This window comes from Deinococcus arboris, assembly GCF_009755355.1.
Classification (GTDB): Bacteria; Deinococcota; Deinococci; order Deinococcales; family Deinococcaceae; genus Deinococcus; species Deinococcus betulae.
The window spans coordinates 80575-97684 of record NZ_WQLB01000010.1 but is presented as its reverse complement, the minus strand read 5'-3'; the positions used below and the strand labels follow the sequence as shown (position 1 = coordinate 97684).

The following is a 17110-nucleotide window of genomic DNA, read 5'->3' as shown; positions in this document are numbered from 1 at the left end:
CAGGTCTTTCTGCGCAGTAGACGCCGTGGCGCTCCTACCGCCCATCGACCCACGCCCGCGCGCTGCGCGCACGACGGCTTCCGCTGCTGGCCCCGTACAGCTGCAGAGTGGGGACGCTTAAAACACGAGGTTCTACTTTTCAAAGGCAAAAACGTAAGAAAAAGGGCGCTCCTCTTCTTTACTAAGCCTTCCTGCCCCCTCAGCACCCAGGTTCAGACGAGGCAGACGAGGCCATTTGTCCGCGCAGCGCGCAGGCCCTTCCGGTGGGGCGAAGGATGGCGTTGAGGCCGGACCCGTCAACGAAATGGGCAAGCTGGCCGACGCCAGTCAAACCTCTTGCCCAGTGCCAACGTCTGCTCTCCCTGTCACCAGGTTTCAGGCGCGTCAGTCAAACCAGCGGCAACGCGCAGGTTGCCCTGCGCGGCGAAGTCGTTTCCCTCCGGGGGAGGGGGCTGGGGGGTGGGCCCAATCAGTTCAAGACCCCCTCACCAAGCCAAAAAAGAGACGCCCACCAGGGAGCGCCTCTTTCTTCCCACTACCTTTACCAGGCGTAGAAAATCGCCAGAATCAGCAGCCACACCACGTCAACCAAGTGCCAGTACAAGCTGGCCGGCGTAATAGAGCCGTGATTGTACTTGTCCATCTTGCCGGTCATGGTCTGGTAGAAGGGCAGCGCCACACCGGTGCCGCCAATCAGGATGTGCAGACCGTGCAGGCCGACGATGGTGAAGAAGCAGGCCTGCCACAGGTTCTGGCGCCAGTCGCTTTCCACCCCGAACAGCGTGAACTCGTACACCTGGAAGATCATGAAGACGGCGCCCAGGATCAGGGTAATAAAGAGACCCAGGCGGAAGCGGGTCAGCTTGCCGTGGTGGTTGTCCTGCTCGGCGCGGTGAATCACGAACGAGCTGGCCACCAGAATCAGGGTGTTCAGCGCGGCCAGCCAGATGCTGGGGCGCAGGGCAGGCGGCTCGGCGGCGCCGATCACACGCAGGTAGACGTAGCCGGCAATCAGCACGCCGAACAGGCCCACTTCCGAGATGATGAACCACGCCATACCCATGAAGCCGTTGTCGTACTTGGTCAGGTGATGGTGCGCGACGGGCACAGCATATTCACGGGTGCCGGCCCACTTGAACAGGCTGTACAGGAACACGGGAATGCTGATGTACAGCAGTACCGTGGCCAGCTGGAACCCGAAACTTGCATCGGCAAAGGGCCGCAGACCGTCGCCGGGCGTGTAGTTGGTAAACCAGCCGAAGCTCAGGCCGTAGCCCATCAGCATCATGCCCACAGCCGTCATAAAGGGCCAGATAGAGTCCTGGGGCAGGTGGATGGTCTTGGGGTCCACCGGAATCAGGGTCTCGCCGCTCTGCTCCCAGTCGTACAGGGGGCGCTCGGTGGGAAAGGACCTGGGGAAGTCGTGGGCAAAGTTGTAGGGCTGGGGCGGGCTGTCCGCCGTCCATTCCAGAGTGAAGCCGCCCCAGGGGTTCTTCGAGGCCGTCACCGGGCCACGGAAGCTCTGGATCATGTTCCAGACCCAGACAATGCCGCCGGCCAGCAGCGTCAGGGCGCCCAGGGTGGAAATCAGGTTCAGTTCGCTCCAGGCAAAGTTGCCCTCGGGGTAGGTGTAGTAGCGCCGGGGCATGCCCAGCAGACCCAGGATGTACTGCGGCAGGAAGGTCATCCACGAGCCGACCATAAAGAGCCAGAAGTGGGCCAGGCCCAGTTTCTCGTTCATAAAGCGGCCGGTCATCTTGGGCCACCAGTAGTACAGGCCGCCCATCGCCAGGAACGCCGTGCCGAACATCATCACGTTGTGGAAGTGCGCCACGACGTAGTACGACATGGTGACCTGGTAATCAAAGGGAATCATGCCCAGGGAGACGCCGGTAATCCCGCCGATCAGGAAGTTGAAGATGAAGCCCACCAGCCAGTAGGTCGGGGACTTCATGATGATGCGTCCGCCCCACAGCGTCCCGATCAGGTTGAAGATCTTCACGCCGGTCGGCACGGCCACGATCATGGTGGCGATCATGAAGGCGATCTGCCAGGCTTCGGGCAGGCCCACGGCAAACATGTGGTGCACCCACACCAGCAGGCTGACCAGCACGATGCCCAGAATCGAGTACACCATCACGCGGTAGCCGAACAGCGGCTTGCGGGCCATGGTGCTGGCAATTTCGGCGCCAATGCCCAGGTACGGCAGCAGCATCACGTACACGGCGGGATGCGAGTAAAACCAGAAGAACTGCTGGAACATGACCGGCACGCCGCCAATCCCAGGGTTGAACAGGCTCAGGCCCAGTTTCAGTTCCAGGAAGGTGACCAGCGCCGCTGCCGTCAGGCCGCCCAGCGAAATCAGCTGCAGGATCGAGGTGGCAAAGATGCTCCAGGCGAAAATGGGCATCTTCCACAGGCTCATGCCCGGCGCGCGCATGTTCACAATGGTGGCGGCAAAGTTGGCCGAGCCGAGCAAAGAGGCAATGCCGTTCAGGGTCAGCGCGACCATCAGGACGGCCACGCCGGTCTGGTTGGCGTCCACTGAGAGCGGGTAATAGAAGGTCCAGCCCACGCCAGGGGCGCCGCCGTTGGCCAGGCCCAGCACCACCAGAATGAGGCTGAAGATAAACAGCCACACCGCGAAGGTGTTCACGCGCGGCAGCGCCACGTCTCGCACGCCCAGCTGCAGCGGCAGGAACCAGTTTCCGAAACCGAAGAGGCCAATCGGAATCAGGAAGAAAAAGATCATCAGGGCGGCGTGCAGGGTCAGCACCTGGTTGTAGGCGTTGCCCACCAGGAAGGTGTTGTCCGGCACCGCCAGTTGCAGGCGGATCAGGACCGCCAGAATCCCGGCGATGGCAAAGCCCAGGATGCTGGTGGCGATGTACAGGGTGCCGATCTTTTTATGATCGGTGGTCATCATGTAGTCCTTCAGGACGTGCCACAGCCCAGGGCGGGCGACATGATCCTTCAGGGGCGCGTGCTGAACGGTCACTGGGTGCCTCCGGTGCTGGCCGCGCCAATCACGGGCACGTCACGCCAGTAATCCGCTTCCTCAGGCAGTTTCAGGCTGCGCAGGTACGCGGCGATATCGCTGATTTCAGCGTCGGTGAGGGTGCCGCCCTTGAGCATCTTGCCCTTTGACATGTACTCGCTGCCGTCATAAGTGGGCATCAGCGCGCCGGGCTTGACGCGCGGAGCGTGCTTGAGCCAGGGGATGAGCATCTCCTGGGCTTTCTCGCTTTCCCACATGCCGGCGCCCAGGGTGCGGCGGGTGCCGAAGAAACTCAGGTCAGGACCGACCTGGCCAGCAGCCGAGGTGCCCTGCACGCGGTGGCAGCCCGCGCAGGAAGCGGCGCCCGTTTCGGGCTTGCCCTGCAAGAACAGTTGCAGGCCGCGCGCCTCGGCGCTGCCGGCGGCGGGTTCGGGGGCGCGGTAGGCCTTCATGGCGGCCAGGACGGTGTTGTACCGTTCCTGCTCCAGTGCGACGACCTTATACCGCATGTTGGCGTGAGAAGCGCCGCACAGCTGCGAGCAGTTGCCCTGGTAGACGCCTGCGCGGTCGGTGTCCACCTGCCAGGTCTTCTGCACGGCGGGCATGGCGGCGCGCTGACCGCCGATGTTGGGGGCCCAGAAGCCGTGAATCACGTCGCCACTGGTGACGGTCAGGGCCACAGGCTGCCTAGTGGGCATCAGCAGCTCATTGCCGTTGGCCACCTTGCCGCCGGCGTCGGCGGTGGTCTCGGGGTACGTGAAGTTCCACCAGAACTGCTTGGCCAGAACGTCAATCTTGGTGGCCTGGTCGGGGGTGGGGTTCAGGATGGCCATCGAGCGCACGGTCAGCACGCTCAGGAAAATCACGATGACCACCGGCACAGCCACCAGCCAGACTTCGAGCTTGTTGTTGCCGTGAAACTGCGCGGGCGGCGCGTCGTGCTTGTCTTCGCGGAACTTCTGCACCGTGTAGAACAGCGCGAACGACACGCCAATAAAGATGATGACCGAGAGCGCGATGGCCCAGATGCTCATCACCCAGATTTCCCGGTTGAAGGCCGACGCCATGTCCCCAATCGAAAGGCTCTGCTGCGCCTGCTGACAGCCGGTGAGCAGGGCCGCGCCAAAGAGGGCCAGGGAGGGCAGTGCCCACCTGGTTCGCCGTGTGCCACTGTGGCGGTGTGTGGTATTCAACGTCACTCCTTTCCTCTGCCCCGCAGTCTAAGACGTTCCGCGTGGCCATGCGTGTGCGGCCGGCCTGATGGGCGGGCCTGCGCTGTGCCGCGCCATTCTACCGAGCGGTCAGCCCAGGGCTGCATGAGACCAGATGAGGGACCGGGCATGTGTCCTGATCCGGCGTTACAGACCGGCCAGCAGCACGCGGTCCACGGCGCCGGCCACGAACAGCAGCGCCAGGTACAGCATGGAGTACAGGTACAGCGGCACCGCCACCTTGCGCTCGACCTTGTGGCCGGCCATCACATGGCGGTACAGGCGCCAGGACAGCACCAGCAGCCAGCCGCCCAGTCCCAGCGCCGAGACGAAGTACAGCCCGCCGACCTCCTGAAAAAACACCGGCATGACCGACAGCACGACCGTATAGATGGCGTACAGGCCAATCTGGGCCACCGTCAATTTGTCGCCGTGAACGACTGGCAACATGGGAATGCCGACCTCGCGGTACTCATCTTTGATCATCAGGGCCAGCGCCCAGAAGTGCACCGGGGTCCAGAAAAAGATGATGGCGAACAGAAACCAGGCAAACAGGTTGAGGTCGCCCGTGACCGCCGCCCAGCCCACCAGCGGCGGAAAGCACCCGGCGGCGCCCCCCAGCACGATGTTGTGCCAGGTGTTGCGCTTGAGCAGCTGCGTGTAGACCACCACGTAGGTGAGAAAGCCCGCCAGGCTCATCCAGGCGGCCAGCGGCGTGGCCCAGACCCACAGCATCACGAACGAGAGAATCTGAAGCGAGGCACCGAAGATGGCCGCGTCGCGCGTGCTGATCAGGCCGCTGGTGGTGGGCCGCTGGGCGGTGCGCGCCATCTTGATGTCGATGTCGCGGTCAATAATCATGTTAAAGACGCCCGCCGAGCCGGCCGACATGTAGCCGGCCACACTGACCACGAGCAGCAGCCACAGCCCCGGCCAGCCCTGAGCGGCCATCACCATCGCGGTCACGGTGGTCCACAGCAGCAGGCTGATGACCTTAGGCTTGGTCAGCGAGAGGTAGTCGCGCCAGGTGGCGCGGGCGCGGGGGGCGCTCAGGGGTTCAGAGGTGGTCATGCCCGCCCCGCTGCGGGGCGCACCCGCAGGCCCGTCAGGGCGTGAAAGACCAGCAGCGCAGTGACCAGCCACAGCGCGCAGGCCAGCAGCAGGTGGGTCAGCTGCATCCAGCCGGGCGCCTTGAGGGCCACGTTGGCGAAGCCGGCGACCATCTGCGCGCCGATCAGTGCCCAGAGCGCCCCACTCCAGCGGTGGACCTCAGTGCCCGGCCGTTCACGGCGCAAAAACGTGCCCAGCCACACCAGAAAGGCGCTGGTCATCACCGCCAGCATGGGATGAACGACCCGCAGGTTCTCGATCAGACCCGCCGCTGGGCCAAAGTCGCGTTTGACTGTGGCCAGGGGCGTGCTGCCGTCGGCAGGCAGAAACAGCAGGTCCCCCAGCGCCGTCACGGCGCCGGCCATGCCGAGCAGCAGCAGGAGCAGCAGCCCCACGCCGCTCCAGGCGCCCACTAGGCCCTGAGCGCGCAGCCGCAGACGCGGTGCACCCGAGGCCCACAGGGCCGTGAGCAGCAGCGCGCCCAGCAGCAGGAACGTGTTGGCCAGATGAACGCCCTGCACAAAGCCGCGCGCCGGGTCAGTGGAGTCGGCAGTCAGCCCCAGCAGCACCTGCACCCCGCCCACCAGGCCTTCGAGAATGATCAGCCCCAGGCTGAGCAGTGCCCCAAAGCGGGCGGGGTGCCCTTTGGGGGTCGTCTGAAAGGCCAGCGCCACCAGCCCGATGGCCAGCAGGCCGCTCAGGCCGCTGGTCAGGCGGTGACTGAATTCAATGACGGTGTGCAGTTCGGGGCTTTGCGGCAGGACCACGCCGTTACACAGCGGCCAGTGGTCGCCGCAGCCGGCGCCCGCCCCCGTGATCCGCACCACGGCGCCCCACAGAATCACCAGCACGTTGTAGGCCAGCGCCGCCCACGCCAGGCGGGGGAGCCACGCCCCCGCCGCGCGGGGCATACTCAGGGTTCCACTCATCGTCACCGTCCTCGCCGCCTGCGCGGCCCCTTCAAGGGCGCGGCGGTCAACGCTCGGCATTGTACCGGGGGGGACTGGGAGCAGATTGTCCCCTGGGGCGGGCGGCGGACACCTGCCCTGTGCCTGCGCCCCTACACTGCGGAGCGACTATGGCGGAAACCATCAACCAGTGGGCGGTCATCACGATCATCCTGAGCGGCCTGGCCCTGTGCGTGGGCGTGTACCTGATCCGGCGCGGCCTGCGCGAAGCCCACATGCGCGCCATGATTGTGGCGAGCAGCCTGGCGACGATCTTTCTGGTGCTGTACCTGACCCGCCTGGGCCTGGGTTACGAGAAGAAGTATGTCGGCCCTGAAGAGTGGCGCACAGCGTACTTTGTCCTGCTGATCAGCCACATCATTCTGGCGGCGGCCAACCTGCCGCTGGCCGTGGGTGCCCTCTGGCACGCGGTCAAGGGCCTGAAGGCCGCCGGCAACCTGAACAACATCGACACCCCGGCGGCGCGCGGCCAGTTCAATAAGCACCGCGCCTGGGTGCGCTGGACAGTGCCGGTGTGGCTGTACGTGGCTGTTACAGGCTGGATCATCTATCTGGTGCTGGGCCGCTGGGGCGAGGTCATCAAGGGCGGCTGAAGCCAAAGTCAAGCTGGGCTCCGTGCGTGGTGCGGAGCTTTTTTAAATTCCCTCCCAGCGCCTCTGCCACCAAACTGGGAAGGAGAGAGGCTGACCGGAGGCGCCTTAACGGAGGCAGGCCAAGTCTGACCACGGCGGTTGACCAGACGGGAGCGGGGTGACAGAGGCCGGCGTCTGTCCGGCCTAGACTCGGCCGCGTGAAGTCTGCCCCCGTGTCGGCCAACGTTCTGCACTACCCCGAGTTCCGCGCCATGCTGGTGGCCGCTGTCACCAGCACGCTGGCCGGGCGCGCGGTGGCCCTGACGGTGGCCTACCAGCTGTATCAGCTGACCAAAGACCCGCTGACCCTGGGGCTGCTGGGGCTGGTGGAGGCCATTCCGGCCCTCAGCCTGGCCCTGCTGGGCGGGGTGGTGGCTGACCGCAGTGACCGGCGGCGCATCCTGCTGCTGACCATCGGGGTGGAGGTAACCTGCGCGGCGCTGTTTGCCCTATACGCCCCGCACGCTGGGGTGGGCGGCATCTGGCCGCTGCTGGCCCTGATTTTTATGCTGGGGGTGGCGCGCGGCTTTTCGGACCCGGCGCTGCCCGCCTTTCAGGCGCAGGTGGTGCCGCGCGAACTGCTGCTGCGGGCTTCGGCGTGGCGCTCCAGTGCTTGGCAAGCCGCTGCCATCATCGGGCCAGCGCTGGGCGGGGTGCTGTACGCCTCGGTGGGGGCGCAGGGGGCGTATCTGGTGGCCTGCGTGCTGTTCGTGGTGTCGCTGGGCTGCGTGGCCTTTGTCAAAAGTAAGGGGCGCCCGGCCTTCACCCCCGGCGAGCCGTTCATGCAGAGCGTCAAGGCAGGCCTGGCCTTTGTGGTGCAGCGGCAGGTGCTGGTGGGCAGCATGGCCCTGGACCTGTTCAGTGTGCTGTTCGGCGGTGCGGTGGCGCTGCTGCCTATTTTTGCCAGCGACATCCTCAGGACCGGGCCGACCGGGCTGGGTCTGCTGGTGGCGGCCCCCAGCGTGGGGTCACTGGTGGTGACGCTGCTGGCCACGCGGCGCCCGCCTGGCCAGGGTGCGGGGCGCACGCTGCTGGTCTCGGTGGCGGGCTTTGGCCTGAGCATCATTGTCTTCGGGCTCTCGCAGAACCTGGCCCTCAGCGTGGCGGCGCTGATTGCGGCAGGGGTGTTTGACGGCATCAGCATGGTCATTCGCAGCGCGACGCTGCAGCTCAAGACCCCGGACCACATGCGCGGGCGCGTCAATGCAGTCAGCGGCATGTTTATCGGTGCCAGCAATGAGCTGGGGGCTTTTGAAAGTGGCGTGGCGGCGCGGCTGCTGGGTACCGCGCGCAGCGTGTGGCTGGGCGGGGTGGTGACCCTGGTCGTGGTGGCGGCCACCACCCTGCTGGCCCCCGAACTGCGGGCCATGAATCTGGACGACATTGAGGACTGAATTGAGCACTGGGCCGGTCAGCGGCCTGACGGCCTAGCTTGAAAGGAGCAGGCTTTCCATCGCAAGCTGGCCAGGCCACGCAGCCACGCAATTGACCGTCAAGGACAGGAGTTGAACTTGAGGGGCGTGGTCCCCTCACGGCAACGAAAGGCGGCTGTCAGTTGCTCCCACCCCCTTCTGTTACGCTGCCCACCATGAAGCGCTCCATCCCCGAGTTGCAGCACGCCGAGGTCCCGCTGGTCATGGTGACGGCCTACGACTATCCCGGCGGGCGCCACGCCGAGGCGGCGGGCGTGGACCTGATTCTGGTCGGTGACTCGCTGGGCAACGTGGTGCTGGGCTACGACTCGACGGCGCCGGTGACACTGGGCGACATGATTCACCACGCCCGCGCGGTGCGGCGGGGCGCACCCGACACCTTCATGATCGTGGACCTGCCGTTTGGGACCTACCACACCGGTGTGCAGGACGCCATGCGCCACGCCGTGCGCGTGATTCAGGAAACGGGCGCCGACGCGGTCAAGATGGAGGGCGCCACCCCCGAGATTCTGGAGGTGGTGCAGACGCTGACCCGCAACGGGATTCCTGTGATGGGCCATGTGGGCCTGCTGCCCCAGACCGCCACCGCTCAGGGTGGCCTGCGCGTGCAGGGCAAGGACGACGCCTCGGCCCGCCTGACCCTGGACGGCGCCGCCGCCCTGGAAGCCGCCGGAGCCTTTGCCATCGTGCTGGAGGTCATTCCTGCCCGCCTAGCCAAACTGGTCAGTGAGCGCCTAAGGATTCCCACCATCGGCATTGGCGCTGGGGTCCACTGCGGGGGCCAGGTACTCGTGACCCACGACCTGCTGGGTGTCTATGAGGGCGAGGAGAAGAAAATCGCCAAGCGCTACGCGGAACTGGGCCGCGCTGCCCGCGAGGCCATTGAGGCCTACGCGGCAGAAGTGCGTGCCCGCGAGTTTCCCACCAAGGACAACGCCTTTGTGATGAAGGATGACGTGCTGGGCAAGCTGTACTGAAGGTGATGGAAGAAGGGTGATGGTTGATGGAGAACACCCCTTTCCATCAACCATCACCTTTTAACCATCTACAGCTTTACGGGTACAGCCCCCGCAGCGCACGCGCTTCCAGCACGCGGGTGCAGGCCACGATGTACACGGCGGTGCGCAGGGTCACGCCGTGCTTTTCTTTGACGTCCCACAGGCTCAGGAAGGCTTCACTCATGATGCGGTCCAGGCGCTTGTTGATTTCTTCCTCGGTCCAGAAGAACGAGGAAAAGTCCTGTACCCACTCGAAGTAAGACACCGTCACGCCGCCCGCGTTGGCCAGCACGTCGGGCACCACCGTCACGCCGCGCTCGGCCAGCAGGTCGTCGGCGGCGGGGACGGTCGGGCCGTTGGCGCCTTCCACGATCAACTTGGCCTGAATGCGCCCGGCGTTCTCCAGCGTGATCTGCTTTTCCAGCGCGGCGGGAATCAGCACGTCGCAGGCCACGTCCCAAAACTCGTCGCGCTTCAGTTCCTCGGTGCCGGGCAGCTCGGTAATCTTGCCGGTGCGGCGCAGGTGGTCCAGGGCGGCGGCCGGGTCAATTCCAGCTTCACTGGCGATGGTGCCGGTCACGTCCTGAATGGCCACAATCTTGGCGCCGTGTTCATGGAAGATGCGCGCGGCGGCCTCGCCCACGTTGCCGAAGCCCTGCACGGCAATCCGGGCGCCCTGCATAGGCATGCCGAGCTTCTTCATGGCCTCGGCGCCGGTCACGAACACGCCGCGCCCGGTGGCGTCGCTGCGGCCCAGGCTGCCGCCCAGGGCCACGGGCTTGCCTGTCACCACGCCCGTGGCGGTGCGGCCCACGTTCATGGAATAGGTGTCCATCATCCACGCCATCGTCTGCGGGTTGGTGTTCACGTCGGGGGCGGGAATGTCCTTTTCCGGCCCGATAATCAGGCCGATTTCGGTGGTGTAGCGCCGGGTCAGGCGTTCCAGTTCACCGGTGCTGTACTTGCGCGGGTCAATGCGGATACCGCCCTTGCCGCCGCCGTAGGGCAGGTTGACGGCAGCGTTCTTGACCGTCATCCAGGCCGACAGCGCCATCACTTCAGAGAGGGTCACGTCCTGGTGGTAGCGGATGCCGCCCTTGGCCGGGCCGCGCGAGGTGTTGTGCTGCACGCGGTAACCCTCAAAGTGCGCGACCGTGCCGTCGTCCAGGTGAATCGGCACGTCCACCACCAGAATGCGCTTGGGCCGCTTGAGGGTCTCGGCCCAGTAGGCGAGCTTGCCCAGGTAAGGCGTGACGCGCTCGACCTGTTCCAGGTAAATCTCGTAGGGGCCGATGTTGTTGGGGTCAAGGTAGCTGGGAATGGTGTGGGCGCCGGTCTTGGGGCCAGCGTTGTTGGTGGGGTCCTGGGTGGCGGTCATGGGGAAGCCTCCTTCGGAGGGGAGTAGGAAGTGGGGAGTGGACAAGCGAGGGCTGATGCTCTGGCTTCAGCTGTGCGCCATCTGCCATTGGCCTTCAGCCACCGGCGTTATGGATACACCCCACGCATAACCGTCGCGCTGTGCAGGCGGTTCAAGGCCAGGGCGTAGGCGGCGGTGCGCAGGTCGGTCTGACTGGTGCGCTGGGTGGCGAGCACGGCGTCTAAGGCGGCGTTTACGCGCAGGTCAATGGCTGCCAGAATCTCGTCTTCTAACCAGAAGAAGTTGCTGGCGTCCTGCACCCACTCCAGGTAATTGACAATCACGCCGCCGATGCTGGCAATCAGGTCGGGAATGACCTTGACCCCGTTCTCAATTAAGAACCGCTCGGCTTCGGGCAGCACGGCGCGGTTGGTGGCTTCTGCGACGTAGCGGGCGCGAATGGCGTGGGCGTTGCCGGCATGAATGGTGCCGTAGTCGTAGGCCAGCATCAGCACGTCCACGTCCAGTTCGGTCACCTCATCCGGGGTGATGTCGGTGGCAAAGCCCGCCACGGTGCCCTTGTTCTCTCGCCACTCGGCCAGGGCGCCCAGATCCAGCCCCGCGCTGGCAAAGGTGGCGCCGTTCTGGTCGCTGACCGCAATGACCAGCGCGCCCTGGGCGGCCAGGGTCTGCGCGGCGTTGCGGCCCACGTCGCCAAAGCCGTACACGGCCACGCGGGCGCGGCTCAGGCTCTCGCCGGCGGTGTCCAGCACGCGCGCGGTCACCAGGGCGGCGCTGCGGCCACGGGCGTCTTTACTGCCATAGCTGCCGCCCAGCGGAATGGGCTTGCCCACCACCACGCCGTTGCTGGTGGTGCCGGTGTTCTCGGCGTAGGTGTCGAGCATCCAGGCCATCATCTGGGCGTCGCTGCCCACGTCGGGGGCCAGGATGTCCTCGTTGTGGCCAATGAGTTCCACCAGTTCGCTGGTGTAGCGCCGGGTCAGGCCTTCCAGTTCGTGCGGGCTGAGAGACCCAGGGTCCACGTCCACGCCGCCTTTGGCCCCGCCCAGCGGCAGGTCGGCCACGGCGGTCTTCAGGGTGGTGATCGCCGCCAGAACCTCGCATTCGTGGGCGCTGACGCCCTCACGCAGACGCACGCCGCCCATGCTGGGGCCGCGCGAGGTGCTGTGAACGGTGCGGTAGCCCTTGAAGACGCGAATGCGGCCGTCGTCCATCCGCACCGGCAGATTGACGCTGACCGTCCGCTTGGGATACTTGAAATACGCGAGAGACTGGTCGGTGACCTCGCAGTGGGGCAGCGCCTGCTGGAGTTGCTCCATAAGGCCCTGCCAGTTGAGTCCTGATGCCCGCATGTAACAGTCTCCTTCCCTTCGGTGGGAACTTTGGGTGGGTGAAAGCTTGGCTGCTTTTGAAGCATACACGCCTCTGAAAAGACGCATAGACAGGCTGGGGGTGTTCCGTCTGGCCGTCCGGGCCGCCCCCGTTGTAGCGGGCGCGGGCACAGGGGTCAAGGCCGCCCAGGCGCGCTGTACACAGTTCAGGTATGAAGCGATTCCAGCCGTACAGCTGCTGTGGTGACTCTGCTGAACTTTGCATGTGTAAAGCGCCCCAGCTCAGAGCAGAGGCCAGCCATGTTCTGCCATGCGGGACAAACTGGTTAGTGCGTCCGTTCTCTCTCTCTTGTGGCCAGGTCCAGCAGGGCGGCTCTGGCGTCAGATGGGGGGAGGACAGACAGGGCGTCGGCAGCCAGGTGGCTGCGGCGCGCAATCTCGGCGCGGGTGGCCTGGAGGGCGCCGCTCTGTTCGGCCAGCAGGTGCACGCGGGCCACGTCACCCTGCTGCGCGGCGCGGCGCTCCAGCACCTCACGCACTTCGGCGGCGTGGGGGCCGTCCAGCAGGTAGAGGGTCGGCGCGGTGGCTTTGCCCTCGCGCAGGTCGCCGCCGACGGGCTTGCCGGTGCGGCCCTCGTCGCCGGTCAGGTCCAGCAGGTCGTCTTGCATCTGAAAGGCCATCCCAAATTCGCGCCCGTAGGTGGCCAGGGCCTCGCGGTGAGCGGCGCTGGCCCCCAGCAGCGCGGCGGGGGCGGCGGTGGCCAGCTCGGTCAGGGCCGCCGTCTTGCCGTGAATGACTTGCAGGTAATGCTCCCAGGCGTAGTCCTGGTAGGCCGCCACCTGAAACTGCAGGACCTCGCCCTCGCAGATCACGCTGGCGGCCGTGCCAAACAGGCGCGTCAGTTCGGCGCTGGCCGGCAAGCCGGAGAGCAGCAGCAGCAGCCGCGAGAGCATGAAGTCGCCGCTCATGACGCTGACCACATTGCCAAAGCGCCGGAACGCCGCCTGATGCCCCCGGCGGGTGTCGGCGTCGTCAATCAGGTCGTCGTGCAGCAGCGACGCCGAGTGCAGTAGTTCGGCGCCTACCGCCAGGTCGCGCACGCCGGCCCAGTCAGGCTGGCCAGGGTGGGCGCCCAGCGCCTGCGCGGCCAGGTAGGTCAGCAGGGGCCGCACCCGCTTGCCACCGGCGGCCACCAGGTCGTCGCCAATCAGCTCTATGAACTCCACGCGCGAACGCAGCACCTCGCGCAGCCGCGCCTCAAAGGCCGCGTCCGGCACGCCCAGGGCCACCACGCCAGTCATGGGGTTCAGTATAGAAAAGCGGCGGCGGGTAAAACGTACCGGCCCCACGGTGCCGCCCCAGATCTAAAGCAACTCCCCCGCTTTGTCCCTCGCAGGCCAGGAGGGCCGCGTGCTACAAAACAGGATATGGAAAGCGTCGTGGCTCTTTTCCGCGAACCTCAGCAGGCGCAGGGCGCCTTGCAGGCCCTGCAACAGCGCGGCTTTGACCGTGACCACCTGGGCTTTGCCCTGACCGACGTGGTGGCCGAAGACGATATTGCCCAGCAAACTGGGGTCAGCCCTGAAGCTGGCGCGCCCGGCGGCTCGGGCAGCGTGATCAAGGGCGCCCTTCTGGGCATCCTGGGCGGCCTGGCCCTGACGGTGCCGGTCTGGCTCATTCTCATTGTCTATCCGGTCACGCGCATCTATCAGGAAGGCGGGCTGTTTGGGGTGCTGTTCGGCGTCCTGGGCGGCGCTGGGCTGGGCGGCCTGTTCGGCGCCCTGGCCGGCAGTGACCACGGCGACTACGTGAAGCTGCTGCGCCGTATGGGCGTGCCCGCCGCACAGGCCGAGAAGTTCTACCAGGGGCTGCGGGGCGGGCACGTCATGGTGATTGCCCGTGACCCCAATGGTGCGCGCACCGATGAGGCGCTGAGCCTGATGAGAAAGTTTGGCGCGGTCAAGCTGGATGATGTGGTGGGCGGCGGACAGCTGCAGAGTGAGCGTACCGGCAACAACGGCCACTAAGCGGGATTGGCGAGGAGCTCCAGCCTGGTTAGGTTGGGGCTTTTTTTTGATGGGGTTTAGGCGGTGCGTTCGCCCCACCCCCCAGCCCCCTCCCCCAGAGGGGCAGGGGGAGCAGCGTTGGCACTGGGCAAGAGTTCCTACTGACGTTGGCAAGGCCGTACAGTTCGTCAATGTGTCCGGCCTCGACGCCATGCTCCGCCCTAGCGGAAGGGCCTGCGCGCTCCGCGCACAATGGCCTTGCCTGGACCTGGGCGGGAACGGGGCAAGAAGGCGTGGTGGGGGCGAGAGATTCTACTTTTCAAAGGACTTGATGGTTGTGTCTTCCTCTCTGCTGTGGAGAACTTGTGAAACTCCCGCAGGGTGCGGCGCTCAGGACGAGGTTTTTTCGGCTCTGTTCCGCGCATAGTCTCTTACGGTTCCGGCCTTCCCCACACCCCACTCACTCCGGCCATACCAGTGCAGGGTCCGCCGTGGTCAGCCAGGTGGTCGGCAGGGCTAAGTTTAATGCTGGCCCTTCAATCTTTTGCACAGGCACCACACCCACGCCGCTGCCGCAGATCCAGGCGCGGGTGATGCGGGGCAGGTCGGCCCTGTGGACCGGGCGCGTGACGTGGGGTCGCCCTGCCAGAGCTGCCACTCGCGTAATGCTGGGCAGGCCACCGGCGGGCACCACCAGCTCGCCGTCCAGTTCCAGCAGTGGCGCCGTCCGGCTGCCGTCCACAACGTGGCCGCCGGCGTCCTGCAGCCAGCCTTCAAAGGCGGGCGCCGATTGCTTGGCCGCCAGACGGGCGGGCAGATAGTTGCCCGTCTTGTGGGCGGCCAGCTGAGGGTGAACCTGCACGTCCGTCAGGCGCACCGTCACGCCGGATGGGCGGGGGCCAGGGGTCAGGGCACGGTGGGACCAGAAGGTGCCGCCCTCGGTCACCGTGACGCGCAGCAGGCCCCAGGGGAAGGCGTCAAAGGCGGGCAGAACGTGGTCCGGCACAGGCAGGCCCAGAAAGGCGCAGGTGCCGCGCAGCCGGCTCAGGTGGGCGGGCCAGTGGAGCGCTGTGCCGTGCCGGGTCCGCACGGTCGTAAAAGCCGACGTCCCGTGCAGCCAGGCGGGCTGGTTCAGCTCGTCGGGCAGGGGCTTCATCGCCGGTGCGCCGCGCTGAGCCCCAGCCAGTTGCCCAGCAGGGTGCGTCCGGCGGGGCTTAGAACACTTTCGGGGTGAAACTGCACCCCCCAGGCAGGCCGGCCCGGCACTTCCAGCGCCATGACCTCGCCGTCCTCGCTGGTGGCGGTCACCAGGGCGGGGTCCAGGTCACGAACGACCAGCGAGTGATAGCGCCCAAAGGCCGCGCCCTGCGGCACACCCTCAAACAGGCCGGCGCCGCTGTGGCGCGCGTACTCTGGGCGGCCATGCACCGGCGCGGCCCGCGCAATCTGCCCGCCCAGCACCTGCCCCAGCGCCTGATGCCCCAGGCACACGCCCAGCAGCGGCACGCCGCCCTGCAGGCAGGCGCGCGTCAGGGCCAGGGTGCAGCCGCTGGTCTCGGGCGTCCCTGGCCCTGGCCCGACCAACACCGCGTCCGGCTGGCTGGCCAGCAGATCGCGCGCTGCCTCGTCCTGAGACCGCACCTCCACCTGTGCCCCCAGCGCCAGCAGGTCGTGGGCCAGGTTCCAGGTAAACGAGTCGCGGTTGTCCAGCAGCAGCACCCGCAGGCCGGTCGAGGTCTGGGCCGGGGGCGGCGCCCAGGGACGGCCTGGCACCGGCGGGACCGGCGGCTGCGCTGGGCGGCCCGGCACGCCGGCCAGCACGCTCAGGAGGGCCTGGGCCTTGTGGACCGTTTCCTGGGCTTCGCGCGCCGGGTCGGCGTCGATGACGGTGCCGCCGCCTGCACGCACCTCGACCGACCAGCCGCTGTCCGTGCGAGTAAACGCCGCCGTGCGAATCAGGATATTCAGGTCCACCGCCGCCCCGCTGATCAGGCCCAGGCCGCCGGTGTACCAGCCGCGCGGCCCGGGTTCCAGGGCCGCAATCGCCTCCATCACACGCTCTTTGGGGGCGCCGGTGATCGTGCCGCCGGGGAAGGTGGCGGCCAGCACCTCGCGCAGCGTCACGCCGGCTCTGGCCTGTGCCTGCACCTCCGAAACCAGATGCATGACGTGGCTGTAGCGCTCGACCAGCATCAGGTCGGGCACCGTGACGCTGCCCGGCGCCGCCACCCGGCCCAGGTCGTGCCGCACGAGGTCCACCAGCATGGTGTGTTCGGCGGTTTCTTTCGGGCTGGCGCGCAGCTCGGCTTCAAAGGCGGCGTCTTCCTGTGGCGTGTCGCCCCGGCGGCGGGTGCCGGCAATCGGCCGCGCCGATACGAGGCCGCCGGCCCAGCGCACCAGCCGCTCTGGACTGCACGACACCACCACCTCGTCCCCCAGATCGGCATACGCCATAAAGGGGCTGGGGTTCACTTCTCGTAGCCGCAGGTAGGCCGCCAGCGGGTCGCCGTGGGCCTGCGCCTGCACCCCGCGTGAGAGGTTGACCTGATAGACCTCACCCGCCCGGATCAGCTCCTGCACGGCCCGCACGCCGGCTGGATAGTCCACGTCATCGGCGCCGAAAGGGCCCACGGTCAGCTCAGGCTCCGGGCCAGGATCGCCCGACAGCAGGGCAGCCCAGTCCAGATGCGCCCTGCCCACCACGTCCAGGGTGCCGGCGGCGCGGTCCCACACCAGCCCCGAGGGGTAGTGACCCCACCACATCGCCTCGCCCTGGGCCGGATGCGTGTTCAGGCCAAAGCCCCGCGCCGCCTCGTATTTCAGGCCGCCCAGCCAGGCGGGAAAGAGGGCGTCCCCAGCCGGAACGTCCGGCAGATCATGGCGAACCTGGCTCGGCCACGCACTCAGAAAGGTGTACCTTCCGTACGCCACCACTGGCCCCAGCGATTCCAGCAGCACCAGCCCCGGCGCACCAGCCGCGTGCAGGCGGCGCAGAGCGCGGGCCGGAGACAGGTCGGGGGGCAACACTGGAGGCGCCGTCACGGG

General features: G+C 66.6%; 13 protein-coding genes. 4 read left to right on the top strand and 9 right to left on the bottom strand.

Annotated features, from left to right (window positions below):
- Positions 1-541 precede the first annotated feature (541 nt).
- The 4 genes from GO986_RS09710 to GO986_RS09695 form a co-directional block, all read right to left on the bottom strand.
- On the bottom strand, positions 542-2998 hold the full coding sequence (locus tag GO986_RS09710) for a cbb3-type cytochrome c oxidase subunit I (protein WP_369409273.1): 2457 nt from the start codon (positions 2996-2998) through the stop codon (positions 542-544).
- Positions 2995-4191: a cytochrome c oxidase subunit II gene (coxB, locus tag GO986_RS09705; RefSeq protein WP_232337705.1), complete on the bottom strand. Its 1197-nt coding sequence runs from the start codon at positions 4189-4191 to the stop codon at positions 2995-2997. Before coxB ends, GO986_RS09710 begins: the two co-directional genes overlap by 4 nt.
- 165 nt (positions 4192-4356) lie before the next feature.
- Positions 4357-5280: a heme o synthase gene (locus GO986_RS09700; protein ID WP_157459090.1), complete on the bottom strand. Its 924-nt coding sequence runs from the start codon at positions 5278-5280 to the stop codon at positions 4357-4359.
- Positions 5277-6248: a COX15/CtaA family protein gene (locus GO986_RS09695; protein WP_157459089.1), complete on the bottom strand. Its 972-nt coding sequence runs from the start codon at positions 6246-6248 to the stop codon at positions 5277-5279. Before GO986_RS09695 ends, GO986_RS09700 begins: the two co-directional genes overlap by 4 nt.
- Before the next feature lie 149 nt (positions 6249-6397).
- Here GO986_RS09695 and GO986_RS09690 point away from each other — a divergent pair, with 149 nt between their 5' ends.
- The 3 genes from GO986_RS09690 to panB all read left to right on the top strand — a co-directional run bounded on the left by GO986_RS09690 (position 6398) and on the right by panB (position 9329).
- The gene (locus tag GO986_RS09690) at positions 6398-6880 is read left to right on the top strand and encodes a DUF420 domain-containing protein (protein ID WP_157459088.1); all 483 of its coding nucleotides are present in this window, start codon (positions 6398-6400) and stop codon (positions 6878-6880) included.
- Positions 6881-7077: 197 nt separating this feature from the next.
- On the top strand, positions 7078-8313 hold the full coding sequence (locus GO986_RS09685) for an MFS transporter (protein ID WP_369409272.1): 1236 nt from the start codon (positions 7078-7080) through the stop codon (positions 8311-8313).
- Positions 8314-8507: 194 nt separating this feature from the next.
- Positions 8508-9329, top strand: a complete 822-nt coding sequence (panB, locus tag GO986_RS09680; RefSeq protein ID WP_157459087.1) for a 3-methyl-2-oxobutanoate hydroxymethyltransferase — start codon at positions 8508-8510, stop codon at positions 9327-9329.
- Between the two features lie 76 nt (positions 9330-9405).
- Here the strand turns inward: panB and GO986_RS09675 are convergent, their stop codons facing one another.
- The 3 genes from GO986_RS09675 to GO986_RS09665 form a co-directional block, all read right to left on the bottom strand.
- Positions 9406-10728: a Glu/Leu/Phe/Val family dehydrogenase gene (locus GO986_RS09675; RefSeq protein ID WP_157459086.1), complete on the bottom strand. Its 1323-nt coding sequence runs from the start codon at positions 10726-10728 to the stop codon at positions 9406-9408.
- Positions 10729-10835: 107 nt separating this feature from the next.
- Positions 10836-12080, bottom strand: a complete 1245-nt coding sequence (locus GO986_RS09670) for a Glu/Leu/Phe/Val family dehydrogenase (RefSeq protein ID WP_157459085.1) — start codon at positions 12078-12080, stop codon at positions 10836-10838.
- 305 nt (positions 12081-12385) lie between these two features.
- Positions 12386-13360, bottom strand: a complete 975-nt coding sequence (locus tag GO986_RS09665) for a polyprenyl synthetase family protein (RefSeq protein WP_157459084.1) — start codon at positions 13358-13360, stop codon at positions 12386-12388.
- A 126-nt stretch (positions 13361-13486) separates the two neighbouring features.
- On the opposite strand from GO986_RS09665, the gene GO986_RS09660 reads away from it, so the two are divergent.
- A complete protein-coding gene (locus GO986_RS09660; RefSeq protein WP_157459083.1) occupies positions 13487-14086 on the top strand; it encodes a hypothetical protein in 600 nt (199 codons plus the stop codon).
- Between the two features lie 439 nt (positions 14087-14525).
- On the opposite strand, the gene GO986_RS09655 is transcribed toward GO986_RS09660, so the two are convergent.
- Positions 14526-15221 carry an aminotransferase class IV gene (locus tag GO986_RS09655; RefSeq protein WP_157459082.1) on the bottom strand — a complete coding sequence of 232 codons (696 nt, stop codon included), beginning with the start codon at positions 15219-15221 and terminating at the stop codon, positions 14526-14528.
- Positions 15218-17107 carry a chorismate-binding protein gene (locus GO986_RS09650; protein ID WP_369409271.1) on the bottom strand — a complete coding sequence of 630 codons (1890 nt, stop codon included), beginning with the start codon at positions 17105-17107 and terminating at the stop codon, positions 15218-15220. Before GO986_RS09650 ends, GO986_RS09655 begins: the two co-directional genes overlap by 4 nt.
- Between the last annotated feature and the right edge of the window lie 3 nt (positions 17108-17110).